The sequence below is a fragment of the Aeromonas sp. AE23HZ002T15 genome, from assembly GCF_054165525.2.
In genome coordinates, this window is the sequence record NZ_CM201342.1 from 88,731 (window position 1) to 104,084 (window position 15,354).

The window sequence follows — 15,354 nt, forward strand, 5'->3', positions numbered from 1 at the left end:
CCCCGTCGGCGGCATATGTTATCCCTATGTAACGAAAGGAGAGAAAGACTGATGGATATTGTCATCGTAGCGGCCAAGCGTACCCCCATGGGCGCCTTCCAGGGGGCCTTGAGCGGCCTGAGCGCACCCGAACTCGGCGCCTGCGCAATCTCAGTGGCCATGACGGCCGCCGGCCTTCGGGGCGAGCAGGTGGATGAGGTCTATATGGGCAATGTGCTGAGCGCCGGGCTCGGCCAGGCGCCGGCCCGCCAGGCGGCACTCAAGGCGGGCCTGCCGGACAGCGTGCCCTGCAGCACCCTCAACAAGGTGTGCGGCTCCGGCATGAAGGCGGTGATGCTGGCGGCGGACAGCCTGCGCCTGGGGGATACCAGGGTGGTGGTCGCCGGGGGCATGGAGAGCATGAGCCGGGCGCCCTATCTGCTGGACAAGGCCCGCACCGGTTACCGCATGGGTCATGGGAGCCTGCTGGATCACATGTTCCTCGACGGCTTGCAGGATGCCTACGAGGGGCAGTTGATGGGCCACTACGCCCAGGCCAGCGCCGATCGGGCTGGGTTGACCCGTACCGACATGGATGCCTTCGCCATCGCGTCTCTGGAGCGGGCCCTGGCGGCCCAGCAGGGCGGCGCCTTCGCGGCCGAGCTCGTCCCCGTGTTGGCGGGGGAGCAGTTATTGCTGGCCGATGACGAGCAGCCGGGCAAGGCCAGACCCGACAAGATACCCGGCCTCAGGCCCGCGTTCAGCAAGACGGGTACCATCACGGCGGCCAACTCCAGCTCCATCTCGGATGGGGCCGCGGCCCTGGTGCTGACGCGCTCCGACACGGCTGCCGAGCTGGGCCTGCCGGTGCTCGCGCGCATAGTCGGCTATCAGAGCCACGCCGCCCTGCCGGCGGAGTTCACCAGCGCCCCGGTCGGCGCCATCGACAAGTTGCTGGCCCGGGTGGGCTGGTCGGTGGAGGAGGTGGATCTGTTCGAGGTGAACGAGGCCTTCGCCATGGTGAGCATGCTGGCCATGGCGGGTTGCCACATTCCCCATCAGAAGCTGAACGTGAACGGCGGCGCCTGCGCCCTGGGGCATCCGTTGGGAGCGAGCGGCGCCCGCATCCTGGTGACTCTTGTTCATGCCCTGCGGGCCCGTGGCCTGAAACGCGGGGTGGCTAGCCTCTGCATCGGGGGCGGGGAGGCGACCGCCGTGGCCATCGAGATCCCCTGATAGTCAGAGCTGAAGCGCGCCCCACAGCAGGCATAAGTCTGCTGCGGGGCGTGCTAACATTCAGATATGCTGCAGTTTAGTAATATCCCTTCGTTAATATCGGTCCATCCTTTATGTAAAGAATGATCAGGCTACCTTGCCAGTTTTCTTGGTAATTCACGAAGAGGCTCTTAGGGTTTCTTTGTGTTGCCGCAGCCCTGCCGGTTTTCCTCTTAGCAATACACCTATCAAACCTCAAGGCGATGAGCGGTTCTGTGACTCGAGCGTCCCGCAATGGGACGTTGTCATGGGAGTTTTCAAAGATGGGAGTGCTGTACCAGAAGTCAGTCCGCCCCCGCCATGGCTTGTAGTTGCTGGTTGACCCAGGCGGTGGCGCTCAGATAGAGGTAGCTGACTTTCTCCTCGCTCAGACCGAGGCGGGCCGTGCTGGCCACGATCCGCTGCCAGTCCGCATTCTCGTAATCTTCGCAGAAGCTGAGATAGAACCCCAGATCCCCCTGGCGAGCCAGCAGGGCGGCGCGCACCTCGTCGGTGAGAGGGATGGAGTCTATCAGTGAGGCCAGCGGTTGCCCCATGAGCACGTCCTGCAAGGAGAGCAGACCGGTGAGAAAGGCTTGCTGTGCCTGCGGGGCCGGGGCATGGGTGTGGGCAAGCAACTCACAGAAACGAGCCCGGATCAGGGACATCTGATAGAGCTCTGCGCTCTTGTCATGACCCGTGCTGGTGGCGGCGACCAGCGTCACGAAGCGTTTTAGCTGGGCGTGGCCGAGATGGTTGGCCGCCTGGCGAAAGGAGGTGATGGGCGGCGCCAGAGGCTTCAGATTATTGACGTAATGGAGCAGCTTGAGGGAGAGGGAGGCATCCTGATCGAGCAGCCGCTCAATGTTGTTCAGATCTGGAGGGGTCTGATTGACCTCTTGCAGCAGTTGCACCACCACCAGTTGGTCCGGCGGCAGGGTGGCCTGCTGTACCAGCTGTGGCCGGCTGAAGAAGAAGCCCTGAAACAGTTTGACCCCCAGGGCCTTCATCCGTTCGAACTCCTCCTCGTCTTCCACCTTCTCGGCGAGATAGGTGAGGGGCAGGTGTCGATGGGATTGGATGAATGACTCTATCTTCGCCAGAGCCGTGGCCCGCAGATCGAACTTGATGATATGGACATGGGGCAGGAAGCGCTCCCAGGCCGGCGAGAGGGTGAAGTCATCCAGCGCCAGTCGGTATCCCAGCTGATGCAGCTGGACAACCTTGGCCAGCAAGGCATCGTCGGGAATGGCATCTTCCAGGATCTCGATCACCACCTTGTCCTGGGGCAGGCACTCGGCCAGCCCGTCCAGCAACAAAGAGTAGGGAAAGTTGATAAAGCAGGGGTGACCGCCGAGCAATTGATCGATGTTCTGGTGCAGGAACTGTTCGACCACCAGCCTGGCGGTCGCCTGCTGGGAGGAGATATGGGGAAACGCGTTGTCCAGGCTGTCGCGAAACAGCAGCTCATAGGCGTGGGTATTGAGTTCACTATCCAGAATGGGCTGCCTTGCAACATAGGAATACATGTCTCTCTCCAACATGGGCTCTGGCTAGATTCTATGGGCAAGCGGATCACTATGCCAGCGCGACGCCGCGCCAAGGGTCAGCAACTGGCAGAGTGATTGGCGAAAAAAGCCCTATCAGAAGAGATAGTTGAGTTGCAGGCCGGCCAGCCAGGCATCCCCTTCCGAGGTGCCCTGGAAGGTGGAGGTGGTCTGGGGCACGCCGGGTTTGAGCTGCATGGTTTCGCTCACGTCCACCTTCTTGCCATCGAGCAGGGTCAGGCCCAGATCCAGGGAGAGGTGCTTGTCCAGCTGATAGCCGACGCCGGCGCTGTACCAGATCCGATCCGAGTCAGGAATGGAGATGGTGCGGCGATCGGCGGGCACAGGGCTGCTGTCGTAGGCGATGCCTGAGCGCAATTGCCACCTGGGATCCAGCTGATAGGTGAGGCCCAGGGCATAGCGCCAGCTGTCTTGCCAGTGCTCGTCCTTGATGTGCATGGTGCCATAGTGATCGAGCCCGGCCTCAAGCTGGACGAATTTGCTCCAGTTGGTCCAGTTGATGCTGGAGTGCAGCGCCAGAGCGGGGGTCAGCTGATGGAAGAGAGCCAGCTCGGCGGTGGCGGGCAGGGGCAAGTCCAGACTGCCGGTATCGGTGAAGGTGCGGCCCTGCAGATCGGTGCCGACGGCATCCCCTGAGAGGGTCAGGTTGACGTCGTGACGGTAGGAGAGACCGACACGGGTCGAGGGGGACAGTTCGAGCAGGGTGCCCAGGTTCCAGCCAAGGGCCCAGCCATCCCCCTTCAGGTGCTTGGCAATCTTGTTGTTCGACGGGAAGGTACCTCCCACTTCCCCCTCACCCTGGATGGCAGAGAGTCCGGCACCGACAGACCAGACCGGATTGATGCGATAGGCCAGGGAGGCGCCGAGATCCACCGTCTTGATGTCGGAGACATTGCCGAAGTGGCCGGCGTTGTAGTTGTCCGGCATCTCGACGCCGAGGCCATAGTAGGAGGTGGCCGCCAATCCCAGTCGCCACTGTTCGTTCAAGGGGATGATGAGATAGAGGTTGGGCACCCAGGCATCCCCCGCGATGTCGTGGGCACCCGCATCCAGATTCACCGGCCCTATGGCGGTTGGCACCCGGGTCGTGCCTTCGATGTTGACGTCGGGGTGGATGTAGATGACGCCACCGGAGAAGGCGGTGCGATCGAAGCGGGTCATGGCGGCGACGTTGCGCGACAACACGCTGGCATTGTCGGCGATGGCCGCTTCGCCCGCGAAGGCGCGACCAAGGCCGGTGGCGGACTGCTCAGCCAGCTGGAAACCGGCCGCCTTGGCCTGGGCTGACGCCATCAGCAGGGCGATGAGGGAGAGCTTCATGTTCGGGTGCATTGCTTGTCCTTGGGATGAACTTGGGGTTCATTCTGTTTTTCGGTTGGGGGCGGGATTTTATATGGTACGACCAGTAAGGCAACGGGGGTGGGGCGGCTTTGGGCAAAACGGGATTAAATGCTAAGGGAAGGCGGGCTAACAGCTTGATAAAAAACAAAAAGCGTACAGCTGTTTGCTACAGCTGTACGCTGAATTCGGGGGGCGGTATAAAAAAGAGCACCCGAAGGCGCTCTCTTTATAGTGGGGCCAATCAGAACTTCATGTTGAACTGGGCAGAGGCCAGCAGGGCGTTGCCGTGGGAGGTGCCCTTCCAGCGAACCGGATCGGTGTGGCTGGTCAGACCTTCGTTCACGTCCACTTCCTTGCCGTCCAGATAGGCCATGCCGAAATCGACGCTCATGTCCTGGTCGATGTGATAGGTGGCGCCGGCGCTGTACCAGACGCGGTCGGAGTCAGGAATGCTCAGGCTGCGGTATTCCGGCTCGATGGGGCTGTTGTCGTAGGCGAAGCCCAGACGCGCTTCCCAGGCCGGATTGATGTACCAGGTGCCGCCCAAGGCGTAGCGCATGGAGTCCTTAAACTTCTCCGGTTTATTGAGGCATACACCTGGTTGACCTGGCGTATTACATCCTGAACTCGTTGCTTTCAGCTCTTGGAAGGCGCTCCAGTCGGTCCAGTTGACGGAGTAGTGAACCGCGAACTGCTGGTTCAGACGGTGGTAACCGGCGAACTCGGCCTGGGCCGGCAGATCCAGCTTCAGGTTGCCATCGACGGTCTTATAACCGGAGGTGGTGCCCTTGAAGTCGCCGTCAAAGCTCAGATCCACCTGGGAGCGGTAGGTCAGGGCCAGGCGGTTGCTGTCGTTGATCTCGTACAGGGTGCCGACGTTCCATCCGAAGCCCCAGGTGTCGCCCTTCAGGTGCGCGATGGCGGTGTCGCTATTATGGGGAAGCCCGGTCTTGGCGGTCAGGCCCGGTGCCAGGGCACCGGCGTAGCGGTTCAACTCGGCCTCGGCGTAGACGGCGTTGATACCGGCACCGATGCTGAAGTTGGAGTTGATGCGGTAGGCGATGTTCGGGTTGATGTTGAAGGTCAACAGCTCGGTATCGCCGGCACCGGCACCGGCCGCGAAGGTCTTGGAGTATTCGGTGGAGAGGCCGTAGTTGGAGAAGAGGCCAATCCCCCAGGCCCACTGATCGTTCAGGGGTTGGATAAAGTAGGTGGCCGGTACGAAGGCGTCCGGTGCTATGTCACTCTCGCTGGCGGAGGCCATCTTGGCCTGGCCGGCATAGATGTCACCCGCCACATCCACATCGGGCTTGATATAGGTGCCGGATACGGACACTGCCATCTTGTCGAAGGTGGTCATGGCGGCCGGGTTGCGAGCCAGTACGGATGCGTTATCCGCAACGGCAGCTTCCCCGGCGTAGGCGCGACCCAGGCCGGAGGCCGAGTGCTCGTTCAGCTGGAAGGCAGCAGCAAAGGTCTGGGTGCTGGCCAGGGTGACGGCCGCGGCGATCAGGCTTTTCTTGAAAAAGGCAGTTGTCATAGTGTTCTCTCTTGTAAGCAGATTTTCTGTCGATATCACGGCTCTTTGGCCGCTATACACGACAAGATCTGTTGTTATTTAAGCTTCTTCCCATTCACTTCTGGCGTGATTCTATGGATCTGGTAGGAGGTAAGAAATCAGACCAGTGACAGCAGAATACATAAAAGTTTCCATTGTGTTAATCATTTGTTTTAACTTGGCGTTTTATTAATCTAATTTATTCATTATTGGGTAATAAATAGTCTTTTGGTTTCATTTGTGCCACTCAAATTAATTTGTAGTTTTGTGACTTCAAGCGGGCATTGAGCGGGGAATTGCGGGGATGTGGAGAGGAACAGGCAGACAAAGCGCTTGTCTGCCTGTGGGGATGACGCCACAAGGCGGGCGTCAGCCCGGGTTAAGGTCTGTTAAATGGACCAGTGCAGATGGGACTCCAGTTGCTTCGCAACCGGGGCGAGTGGCTCCTGCATGTCACCGATCAACACCATGTTGGCTCCCTTGAGCGGCAGTATCTCCCCCTTGAGGCGACCGTCTTCAAAGTCGGGTTGCAGGGTGAGGGGGACATGCTTGGGTACCAGGAACAGGGTCACCGGTCCCATCTTGCCCTGGATCACCATGTGCAGCGCCGGTCCCTGATAGAAGGCGCAGTGATTGACATAGGTCACCTTCATCCCGTCCATGTCCATCAGGGTGGCGCCGTACTTCTCCATCTTGGCGTTGATGGTCTGCAGGCTCACCTTCTCGTCCACCCCCTCGATGAAGGGCTCCTCCCCATAGACATGGGCCATGGCCACCTGGGCGAGGGAGAGCTCGGCCGGGGCCGGTGTCGGCCAGCTCAGCCAGCGGGTACTCATGCCCAGCAGGAACGCCACGGACGCCGCCATGGCGAGGGAGCGCCACTGGCTGCGAACCACGGGGGGTGGCAGGGGCACCACGACCTCATCGTCGGCCTCCATCGCCTGCCGGAGCAGGATACGCTCGGCCAGGCCGGGGGGGACCTCGACCTCGAGGGCGCAATGCAGATGGCGATCCAGCTGCTTCATCTCCTCCAGATGCTTGCGATTGGCAGGGGAGTCCTGGGCCGCGGCGAGGAACACAGGATCGGTGTCCGTCGGATGGGCAGTGGCCCGGCGGCGAAACTCAAGCTCATCCATTGTTGTGTCCTCTCTGTTGTGCTGCTGACTCCATGGCCTCTTTTATCTGGTTGCGAGCCCGAAACAGGCGGGTCATGACGGTGTTCTTGTTCAGGCCCAGTTGCTCGGCGATCTCCTCACCGCTGAACCCCCCCAGCACCTGCAGCAGCAGGGGCTCCTGATATTCGGCGGGCAGCCGGGCGATATGGCGCCTCAGCCACTCGTTCTCCATCTCCTGCTCGTTGTGCAGGTTGCCCGGATCGCTCTGGGGGTGCTCGTCGAGATCCACCAGATCGAACTGCTTGCGCTCGAAACGCCTGGCGTTTTCCCGCCTGAGTATGGTGATGAGCCAGGCCTTGGCGGCCTTGTCGTCGATCAGGGTGTCGATCCCCTTCCAGGCGCGCAGGAAGGTCTCCTGCACCAGGTCTTCGGCGACCTGCGGGTCCCGGCACAGCCAGTAGGCATAGCGGTAGATGTCTGCGTGCAGGGCATGGACCAAGGCTTCGTATTTGGTTTGTTTATCTGCCATACCCCTATAGACCGGTGTGGCCGAGGGATCCTTTCCCGTCCCCGCGCTTTTTTTTCTGAAAAAACCAAACGCCATTGCTGGACTTCCTTTTATCTGAGGTGGCTTGCTGCGGCTTCAGTCATGAAGGCGCGCCAGTTTCCTGAGGCTATAGGCTATCGCAAAAGTTTCGACGGCGCACAGCCCCTTGGCGAGGGCCGACCAGCGGACCTGGGTTGTCGTGATGGCATCGGGGTCGGCAAAGCAGGCCCTGTCCAGCTCATCGAGCAGGGGGCCGATGGCGGGATCCTGGTGGCAAGGCAGGCTGGAGAGGTGCCTATGCTCCTCGCCCCAGCGCAGAGCCCCCCAGCCGAGCGCCGCCCATCTGGCCGAGTTCGGCTCCTGGCGGGCCAGCGCCCCTTGCAGACGCCAGAATGCCCGCCAGCGCGACCCATGCTTGCACAGGGCGCGCAGCAACAGGGCCCCCAGCACCCAGAACAGGCTGATTCCACCGGAGGTGAAACGAGGGGTTTCCTCATCCGCCGTGGCCTCGAACACCAGTACCCGGGCGGGCAGGCGGGCATGGTCGATGCGACCGCTCTGGGTATTGAACCAGGGCAGCTCCAGGGCGGGCAACGCATAGCGGCCGGGGGCCTGGGCGATCAAGGCTTGGCGCCACTGGCGCTCGGTGCGAAGTGCTCCCTTAGCGAGGAAGCGCTCCTGCTGCTGCTCTCCATCTGGCCTCATCGTGAGGCCGGGGGGCAAGGGAGTCGAGGGCGGCAGCGTCAGGCGATTGCCATCCCCCCCTTCCATCACCAGGGTCAGGGTGCGGATCACCGGCTCCCCCGTCCGGGCGCCCGTCGCCGGGGTGAACTGCTCGGTCAGCACCAGGCTGCTGGCCACCGGCTCCACCGGCGCCTTGTCCACCTTGATGAGCCGGGTGGCCGCCCGGGCGGAGAGGGCCTCACTGCCGCCGTATGACTGGGGCAGGCGCCCCTGAAAACGGGGGGACTCTATCGGATGAAGCCCGGCCTCCTTGGCCTGCAGCAGCCACTTGCGGGTCAGCCGGCCGGGCATGCCTGGGCTCGAGGGGGAGTCCCACTGATCGTTGCCGAGGCGGCGAATGTTGAAACCCTCGCCGACCGGCTCGCCGAGGTTGGGGGCCTCCAGATTGGCGGGCAGCCAGAGGCTCAACTCATAGATGAAGGGCTGCCCGGGGTAGAGGGGCCCCTGGTGCAATACATTGGCGATCAGCTCTATGGGGGAGGGCAAAGGCACCGTCAGTGAGTCTGGCTGATGGCCGCTGGTGAGGGGTAGAGAGGGGGTTTGCTCGGTGCCCAGCGTCAGGGCGGGCACCTGGCTTGCGTCACTCGCGACTCGGTGCAGGGGGATCTGCCAGCGGGTCAGGCTGGTGATCTGGGTGATGACGCGGCTGATGCTGACCCTGCCCACGGCAAACTGGCGCAGCAGGGGGGTGAGATTGAGCTCGTCGCTGCGTCGCTCCCCGTCCGCCTCTATGATAAGCAGCCAGCTCCCCTCGTTCTCCCCTGGCAGCAACTGCGCCTTGGGGGGGGCGGCCTGCGCCGGTATGGCGAGGAGACAGATCAGCAGGAGCATCAGGCGTCGCCAGGAGGGAAGGTGCGCCGGGGTTATCACCATGGATCCTCCACCTTGATCAAGGGGCGGCGCAGCGCCTCTTTGCGAAGCCGCTGCTCCAGCAGGAGCACGGGGGGAGCCGGGGGGCGTGGGCGATCCGGGGTCGCATCCTGTTCCCGTGTCTCCTTCGGAGCGCCGGCCCGGGGGCTGGGGGCCGCCTGGGGAGGCAGGGCGCGCAGCAGGGCCAGGTTGTGGAGTGCATCCTCATGACCGGGATCCAGGGCCAGGGCGGCCAGGTAGGACTGCTCGGCCCCCCTGAGATCCCCGAGCCGCACCAGGGCGTTGCCCCGGTTGTAATGGGCGGTCGCGCTGCGGACGCGGCCATAGGCCGAGGCGGCACGGGCGTAGTCACCGGCCCTGTACCAGGCGTTGCCCTGCCAGATAGGATCCGCAAAGGCCCGGGCGGCGGCCAGATAATCTCCGCGCTGGTAGGCCTGCCAGGCCTCACCCTCCTTCACAGAGAGGGGTTGGGTCTGGAGCGGCTCGGCTTGCAGGGGCGGAGGAGTTATCAGCCCTAGCCCTAGACCCAGCAAGATCAACCAGGCCGAGCCGATGCGGGCCAGCAGGGCCAGCGGCAGCAGGGGGATCAGCAGCCAGGGGCCGAGATCCCGGGTTTGGCCCTCACTCGGGGTCTGGGTCATGGGCAGGGGGGCAAAGCGCGGCATCCCGGCCTGCAGCCACTGCAACGAGCCGCCGAGGCGGCTGGCAAGCTGCTCCATGGCGCCCGCATCGGGGGCAGGCAAGACGCGGCCGAGACGAAGGTTCAGCCCAGGCTCGCTGGCCGGGGGCAGGGGGACGGCCTTGCCGCCATTGGCCAGCAGAATATCGAGGCGGGGGCTGGCGGACTCCTGGCAGAACAGGGATCCCTGACAGGGCCACAGTGCGGCAATTTGCTCCATCTGGGGGGCAGAGAGACCATCTGTGATGAGCAGGAGCCGCGCCTGCTGGCCCACGGGGATCTGGGAGAGCGCCAGGGCGACGGCCCGCTCGGGGGCGCTGCCTTGAATGGGCATGATGGCCGGGCGCAAGTCCGGCAGCAGCAGGGCGATGGCATCATGGTCGCGGCTGGGTGGCATGGCGAGGTAGGCGTCGGCGGCAAACAGGATGAGGGCGACCGGGTGCTGCCCGCTCTGGGCCAGCATCTCTTGCAGCATCAGCCGGACCCGGGTCGCCCGATCCGGTTGCAGATCCTGGGCCAGCATGGAATCGGAGAGATCCAGCAGCCAGATGTCGGTGGCGGGACGGACGATGGGCTGGCTCTGCTGACGCAGGGCCGGGCCGGACAGGGCCAGGATGAGCGGCAGACAGGCCAGCCAGAGCCAGGGTTGGGGGCGGCCTTGCCGGGGCAGTAGATAGGCCGCCATGGCGGGGGCGAGCAGCGCGGCCTGATGGCGGCGGCGCCAGCCCTGCCACAGCCAGGGCAGCAGTGCCAGCAGCCAGAGCGGGCGCAGCAGGATCAGCTCCATGACATCGCTCCTTTCATCCGGCCGTCACTCATGGGCGGATCCCTGCGGTTGGCGTCGCAGGCGTGAGGGCCAGGAGAGGCGAGCGGGCCACATCAGCAGCAACCAGGCCAGCGCCAGTGGCCAGGGATAGAGCTCCTGGCTCGGACGATAGAGCACCTGGGGGCGGGCGACGGGCTCCAGGCTGTCGATGGCCTGGTTGATGGCCGCGAGATCGGCCTGGGAGCGGGCGCGAAAATAGCGACCATGGCCGAGCTCGGCCAGCTGTTGGAGCAGGGGCTCGTCCAGCTCGGCGCTGGGATCCTGACTGCCGGGGGACTGGGCATCGGCGAAGGTACCGGGATCGGCCCCCACCCCCAGGGCATAGAGACGGATCCCCGCGGCGGCGGCCTGCCTCGCCTCGGTCAGGGGGTCCGCATTGCCCGCCGTGTTGCGACCGTCGGTCACCAGCACCAGGGCGGTGGAGCGGCCTGGCTCTGCATGCTGGCGAGCCAGTTGTATGGCCTCCCCAAGGGCCGTGGTGCGTCCTACCAGATCGAAGTCCAGCTCCCGGGAGAGGGTCAGCAGGGCCTCTGTCTCCTCGGTCAGGGGGGAGAGCAGGTAGGCGTGATCCGCAAACACCACCAGGGCGATGCGATCCCCTTCCCGGCCGCGGATCAGGGCCTGGATCTGCGTCTTCACGGCGCCGAGCCGGTCGCGCTGCTCCCCCTCGTCGAGCATGTCCTGGGTACGCATGCTGTCCGAGAGATCCACCGCCAGGATGAGATCCCGGCTGGTCTGGTAATGAGTGAGGGGCTCCTCCTGCCACTGGGGGCGACACAGGGCCAGCACCAGGGCGCACCAGCAGACGCTCATGCGCCAGAGGGATTGCCCCGCCTGGGGCAACAACAGGGGGAAGCCCTCGTGCCTGAGTCTGGCGAGGCCGCGTCGGCCGGTGGTGAGCGGCGGCAGTCCGAAGCGCACCAGTAAAGGCAGCACCAGGGCGAGGGCGAACCAGGGCCAGGCGAGGATCATGGGGTCTGCCTGCGAGGCTGGCGTGTGCGGCGGCCAGGGTGGCGCGGTGAACTGACGCAGCGGCGCCCCCAGTGCAGGTAGGCACGGCGCAGCCGGGCCCGCTGCCCCTCATCGGGCTCCCCCTTGCCATAGAGCCACTGTGGCCACTCCTGTGCGAAGGCGTGAAACTCGCTGCCCCCCTGGCTATCCAGCCAGCTGAGCCAGGCCTCCCCCTGCAGGGGGCGCGCCTCGGGCCAGCGGGCCAGCGCCGCCTCTCGCAGCACGGCTTGCAGGCGGGGGATGAGATCCGGCCCCTGCCACTGCATCTGGCGGGCCCACTGGCGCTGGCGCCAGAGGGCCCTGGAGAGGACCGTGATCAGGCCGATGGCCAGCAGGGCGATCAGCAGCCAGCCGAGCGCCGTCAGGCGGGGATCCTGGGGGCTTGCCAAGGGGGCGCCAGGATGGATGTCCCGCAGCTGGGCCTGGATCTCGGCGAGCCGCTCTGTCGGGGCGGCGGATGAGAGGGGAGCCTCGGGGATCATCAGATCAGCCGGCATCCACCCTCCTGCCACTGGCGCTGCAGGGGCTTGCCGTTGTCGAGGCGATAGAGCCGCTGCACCAGGGGTAACAGCTGCCGCTGCCCGAGCTCGGCGATATCTTCCGCCGCCTCTTGATAGTCCCGCCTGAAGGAGGTGCTGCCCGCGTCGAGCCAGCCGCTGCGTCTGCCTGCCTGCACCCCTAGCCGGCCCGCCTCCGGCAGCGCCGCCTCCAGAGGATCCCGGATCTGCCAGTAGTGGATGTCATGACGGCGGCCGAGCAGTTGCAACTGCTGGCGCAAGGCGGGTTCACAGGGTCTGTGATCCCCGATGAGGGTGAGCCTGGCCCCCTGAGGCAAATTGAGCCGGGCCAGGGTTTGCGCCAGGGAGTGGGAGACGGGGGCGCGATCCAGTCCCAACTCGTATTGGTGGCAGAGGGTTTGCAGCAGGGGCAGGAGGGAGCCGCGCTGGACGGCAAGGGGGCTCTCGCTCCCGTGGCAGATCAGGGTGTTGGCCTGTTTCTCCCCCTGCCAGAGCAGGGCGGCGGCGAGCTCGCAACCGAGGCGAGCCTTGAGCTGCGGCCCCGAACCGAAGTACATGGCGGGGGAGAGATCCAGCAGCAGCCAGTGGGCCTGCTCCTGCTCTTCCCCATAGAGGCGGGTGTAGGGGCGGCCGAGGCGGGCGGTGACCCGCCAGTCGATGTGGCGCACCTCATCCCCGGCCTGATAGGCCCGCAGTTCGCGAAAGCTCAGGCCAGGCACCCGTCCGAGTCGCCCTTGCCTCGCCTGGTGCACCCGGGCCCGCGGGCCTGTTCTTGCCCAGAGCCGGATGGCCAGCAGACGATCCAGGGACAGGGCGATGTCCGGATGCTGGCGGGGATGCGCCTCAGCGGTCGAGGACATGGGCGCTGGCCTGGGGTGAGAGAGGAAGACTCAGGGGCACGGTATCGCATCCAGCAGGAGGGCGATCAGGGCCTCGTTGTCGAGGTTGTCGGCGAGCGCCCGATAGCTGGGGATGAGGCGATGACGCAGCACGGCGGGGGCGAGCTGCTGGATATCCTCCGGCAGCACGAAGTCGCGCCCGGCGAGCCAGGCCCGCGCCCGGGCGGCGCGTGCCAGCCCTATGCTGGCCCTGGGGCTGGCGCCGACCGTGATAAGGGGTTCGAGTTCCGGGCAGAGACCGCTGCCCGGGCGGGTGGCGCAGACGAGCTGTACCAGGTAGTGCTCGAGGCGTGCCTGCATCTGCACCGCCAAGACCTCGGTGCGGGCGGCTTGCAGATCGGCCTGGCTCAGGGTCAGGGGCGGGGGGGCAACCTGCTCGCCCCTGGCGTTGAGCTGCAGGATGGCGAGCTCCACGGCAAGGCTCGGGTACTCCACCATGAGTTTGAGCAGGAAGCGATCGAGTTGGGCCTCCGGCAGGGGATAGGTCCCTTCCTGTTCTATCGGGTTTTGCGTAGCTGCCACCATAAAGAGCGGCGGCAGGCGCCAGCTCTTCTTGCCCACTGTGATCTGGTGTTCCGCCATGGCTTCCAGCAGGGCGGATTGCACCTTGGCCGGGGCCCGGTTGATCTCGTCCGCCAGCACCAGGTGATTGAACAGGGGGCCGGGCTGGAACACGAAGCTCGCATCCTGAGGGTGAAACACCTCGCTGCCGGTGAGATCGGCGGGCAGCAGGTCCGGGGTGAACTGGATACGGGCAAAACGCCCCTCCACGGCGCCGGCCAGCGCCTTGACCGCCCGGGTCTTGGCCAGACCCGGTGCCCCCTCGATCAGCACATGTCCTTCACATAACAGGGCGATCAGGAGCCCCTCGATGAGGGGGCCCTGACCCAGGATCTGGCCGCCAAGATAGTCGCTTAGTTGTCTGAACCCGGTCGCTGCCATGAGATGAAGCCGTTGTTTTAATAGAAGTTGCTCTTTTTATACCCCAGATGTCCGACGAGGGCGAGGGAGGGGGCCAAGATGGCGGCAATTTAGTTTCAATCAGGCGTATGAAAGTTGTGATTGGATTGTTAAGATGTGGCGAAATGAGGTCAGACCTCTACCTTTCAACCCAAGGAGCCAGGATGAAACAGCCATTGAAACTGACGACAAGCCAGGGCGAACGGATTGCCGTCGTGGCGGGTCTGCGCACCCCCTTTGCCAAGCAGGCCACCGCCTTTCACGGGGTGCCCGCGGTGGATCTCGGCAAGCTGGTGGTGAGCGAGCTGCTCGCCCGCACGGATCTCGATCCCAAGCTCATCGATCAGCTGGTGTTTGGCCAGGTGGTACAGATGCCGGAAGCGCCGAACATCGCCCGCGAGATAGTGCTCGGCACCGGCATGAGCGTCAGTACCGATGCCTATAGCGTGTCGCGCGCCTGTGCCACCAGTTTCCAGGCGGTGGCCAACGTCACCGAGTCCATCGTCGCCGGCACCGTCGACATCGCCATCGCAGGCGGGGCGGACTCCTCCTCCGTGCTGCCCATCGGGGTCAGCAAATCCCTGGCCCGCGCCCTGGTGGACTTGAACAAGGCGCGTAATCTGCAGCAGCGCTTCAATATATTGCGCCGTCTGCGCCTCAAGGATCTGATGCCGGTGCCGCCGGCGGTGGCCGAATACTCCACCGGTCTCTCCATGGGACAGACCGCCGAGCAGATGGCCAAGAGCCACGGCATCAGCCGGGAGGCGCAAGACGCCCTGGCGCACCGCTCTCATACTCTGGCTGCTCAGGCTTGGGCCGAGGGCAAGTTGAGCAGTGAAGTGTTCACCGCCCACGTGCCCCCCTACAAGTCGCCGCTGGAGCGGGACAACAACATCCGCGAGAGTTCCGACTTGGCGAGCTACGCCAAGCTCAAACCTGTATTTGATCGGTTGCACGGCTCCGTCACCGCCGCCAACGCTACGCCGCTCACCGATGGCGCCGCCGCCGTGCTGCTGATGCGCGAGGGGCGGGCCAAAGAGCTGGGACTGGAACCTTTGGGTTACATCCGCAGCTTCGCCTTCTCCGCCATCGATGTGTGGCAGGACATGCTGATGGGCCCCTCCTACGCCACCCCGCTGGCGCTGGACCGCGCCGGCATCACGCTGGCCGACCTGACCCTGATCGACATGCACGAGGCGTTCGCCGCCCAGACCCTGGCGAACCTCAAGATGTTTGCAAGCCAGGAGTTCGCCCGGGACAAGCTGGGCCGGGACAGCGCCATCGGCGAGGTGGACATGGACAAGTTCAACGTGCTCGGCGGCTCCCTGGCCTATGGGCACCCGTTCGCCGCCACAGGTGCGCGCATGATCACCCAGACCCTCAACGAGCTGCGTCGCCGGGGCGGGGGGCTTGCGCTCAACACCGCCTGCGCCGCGGGTGGACTGGGGGCAGCCATGGTGCTGGAGGTGGAATGATGGAGACGAA

The 15,354-nt window shown here is 64.6% G+C and carries 13 protein-coding genes; 2 read left to right on the top strand and 11 right to left on the bottom strand.

The window, feature by feature from the left end; translation table 11 throughout:
• Nucleotides 1–51 precede the first annotated feature (51 nt).
• The gene (locus ACT5M9_RS00440) at nt 52–1,215 is read left to right on the top strand and encodes an acetyl-CoA C-acyltransferase (protein ID WP_457978754.1); all 1,164 of its coding nucleotides are present in this window, start codon (nt 52–54) and stop codon (nt 1,213–1,215) included.
• Between the two features lie 323 nt (nt 1,216–1,538).
• Here the strand turns inward: ACT5M9_RS00440 and ACT5M9_RS00445 are convergent, their stop codons facing one another.
• The 11 genes from ACT5M9_RS00445 to ACT5M9_RS00495 all read right to left on the bottom strand — a co-directional run bounded on the left by ACT5M9_RS00445 (nt 1,539) and on the right by ACT5M9_RS00495 (nt 13,851).
• Nucleotides 1,539–2,762, bottom strand: coding sequence for an EAL and HDOD domain-containing protein (locus tag ACT5M9_RS00445; RefSeq protein WP_457978752.1), 1,224 nt, complete (start codon nt 2,760–2,762; stop codon nt 1,539–1,541).
• Nucleotides 2,763–2,876: 114 nt separating this feature from the next.
• Nucleotides 2,877–4,133 (bottom strand): outer membrane protein transport protein, encoded by a 1,257-nt coding sequence (locus ACT5M9_RS00450; RefSeq protein ID WP_457978751.1) that lies wholly within the window; start codon nt 4,131–4,133, stop codon nt 2,877–2,879.
• 250 nt (nt 4,134–4,383) lie between these two features.
• Complete coding sequence (locus ACT5M9_RS00455) at nt 4,384–5,682, bottom strand: outer membrane protein transport protein (protein ID WP_457978749.1); 1,299 nt, start codon at nt 5,680–5,682, stop codon at nt 4,384–4,386.
• 407 nt (nt 5,683–6,089) lie between these two features.
• Nucleotides 6,090–6,836 carry a DUF3379 domain-containing protein gene (locus ACT5M9_RS00460; RefSeq protein WP_457978748.1) on the bottom strand — a complete coding sequence of 249 codons (747 nt, stop codon included), beginning with the start codon at nt 6,834–6,836 and terminating at the stop codon, nt 6,090–6,092.
• On the bottom strand, nt 6,829–7,419 hold the full coding sequence (locus tag ACT5M9_RS00465) for a sigma-70 family RNA polymerase sigma factor (RefSeq protein WP_457978747.1): 591 nt from the start codon (nt 7,417–7,419) through the stop codon (nt 6,829–6,831). The genes ACT5M9_RS00460 and ACT5M9_RS00465 overlap by 8 nt, the downstream gene beginning before the upstream one ends.
• A gap of 39 nt (nt 7,420–7,458) precedes the next feature.
• Nucleotides 7,459–8,979, bottom strand: a complete 1,521-nt coding sequence (locus tag ACT5M9_RS00470) for a hypothetical protein (RefSeq protein ID WP_457978745.1) — start codon at nt 8,977–8,979, stop codon at nt 7,459–7,461.
• Nucleotides 8,973–10,340 carry a VWA domain-containing protein gene (locus ACT5M9_RS00475; protein ID WP_457980561.1) on the bottom strand — a complete coding sequence of 456 codons (1,368 nt, stop codon included), beginning with the start codon at nt 10,338–10,340 and terminating at the stop codon, nt 8,973–8,975. Before ACT5M9_RS00475 ends, ACT5M9_RS00470 begins: the two co-directional genes overlap by 7 nt.
• Before the next feature lie 126 nt (nt 10,341–10,466).
• On the bottom strand, nt 10,467–11,453 hold the full coding sequence (locus tag ACT5M9_RS00480; protein ID WP_457978744.1) for a VWA domain-containing protein: 987 nt from the start codon (nt 11,451–11,453) through the stop codon (nt 10,467–10,469).
• Complete coding sequence (locus ACT5M9_RS00485; protein ID WP_457978742.1) at nt 11,450–11,989, bottom strand: DUF4381 family protein; 540 nt, start codon at nt 11,987–11,989, stop codon at nt 11,450–11,452. The genes ACT5M9_RS00480 and ACT5M9_RS00485 overlap by 4 nt, the downstream gene beginning before the upstream one ends.
• Nucleotides 11,974–12,870, bottom strand: a complete 897-nt coding sequence (locus ACT5M9_RS00490; protein WP_457978741.1) for a DUF58 domain-containing protein — start codon at nt 12,868–12,870, stop codon at nt 11,974–11,976. Before ACT5M9_RS00490 ends, ACT5M9_RS00485 begins: the two co-directional genes overlap by 16 nt.
• Nucleotides 12,871–12,900: 30 nt before the next feature.
• On the bottom strand, nt 12,901–13,851 hold the full coding sequence (locus tag ACT5M9_RS00495; RefSeq protein ID WP_457978740.1) for an AAA family ATPase: 951 nt from the start codon (nt 13,849–13,851) through the stop codon (nt 12,901–12,903).
• A gap of 182 nt (nt 13,852–14,033) precedes the next feature.
• Here ACT5M9_RS00495 and fadI point away from each other — a divergent pair, with 182 nt between their 5' ends.
• Nucleotides 14,034–15,344, top strand: coding sequence for an acetyl-CoA C-acyltransferase FadI (fadI, locus tag ACT5M9_RS00500; RefSeq protein ID WP_457978738.1), 1,311 nt, complete (start codon nt 14,034–14,036; stop codon nt 15,342–15,344).
• Nucleotides 15,345–15,354 lie beyond the last annotated feature (10 nt).

Bases quoted from the DNA above. Each gene is read 5' to 3' on its own strand.
- ACT5M9_RS00490 (WP_457978741.1), bottom strand. From the start codon at position 12,870: ATGTCCTCGACCGCTGAGGCGCATCCCCGCCAGCATCCGGACATCGCC.
- ACT5M9_RS00440 (WP_457978754.1), top strand. From the start codon at position 52: ATGGATATTGTCATCGTAGCGGCCAAGCGTACCCCCATGGGCGCCTTC.
- fadI (WP_457978738.1), top strand. From the start codon at position 14,034: ATGAAACAGCCATTGAAACTGACGACAAGCCAGGGCGAACGGATTGCC.
- ACT5M9_RS00495 (WP_457978740.1), bottom strand. From the start codon at position 13,851: ATGGCAGCGACCGGGTTCAGACAACTAAGCGACTATCTTGGCGGCCAG.
- ACT5M9_RS00465 (WP_457978747.1), bottom strand. From the start codon at position 7,419: ATGGCGTTTGGTTTTTTCAGAAAAAAAAGCGCGGGGACGGGAAAGGAT.
- ACT5M9_RS00480 (WP_457978744.1), bottom strand. From the start codon at position 11,453: ATGATCCTCGCCTGGCCCTGGTTCGCCCTCGCCCTGGTGCTGCCTTTA.
- ACT5M9_RS00450 (WP_457978751.1), bottom strand. From the start codon at position 4,133: ATGCACCCGAACATGAAGCTCTCCCTCATCGCCCTGCTGATGGCGTCA.
- ACT5M9_RS00470 (WP_457978745.1), bottom strand. From the start codon at position 8,979: ATGGTGATAACCCCGGCGCACCTTCCCTCCTGGCGACGCCTGATGCTC.
- ACT5M9_RS00485 (WP_457978742.1), bottom strand. From the start codon at position 11,989: ATGCCGGCTGATCTGATGATCCCCGAGGCTCCCCTCTCATCCGCCGCC.
- ACT5M9_RS00475 (WP_457980561.1), bottom strand. From the start codon at position 10,340: ATGGCGGCCTATCTACTGCCCCGGCAAGGCCGCCCCCAACCCTGGCTC.
- ACT5M9_RS00455 (WP_457978749.1), bottom strand. From the start codon at position 5,682: ATGACAACTGCCTTTTTCAAGAAAAGCCTGATCGCCGCGGCCGTCACC.
- ACT5M9_RS00460 (WP_457978748.1), bottom strand. From the start codon at position 6,836: ATGGATGAGCTTGAGTTTCGCCGCCGGGCCACTGCCCATCCGACGGAC.
- ACT5M9_RS00445 (WP_457978752.1), bottom strand. From the start codon at position 2,762: ATGTATTCCTATGTTGCAAGGCAGCCCATTCTGGATAGTGAACTCAAT.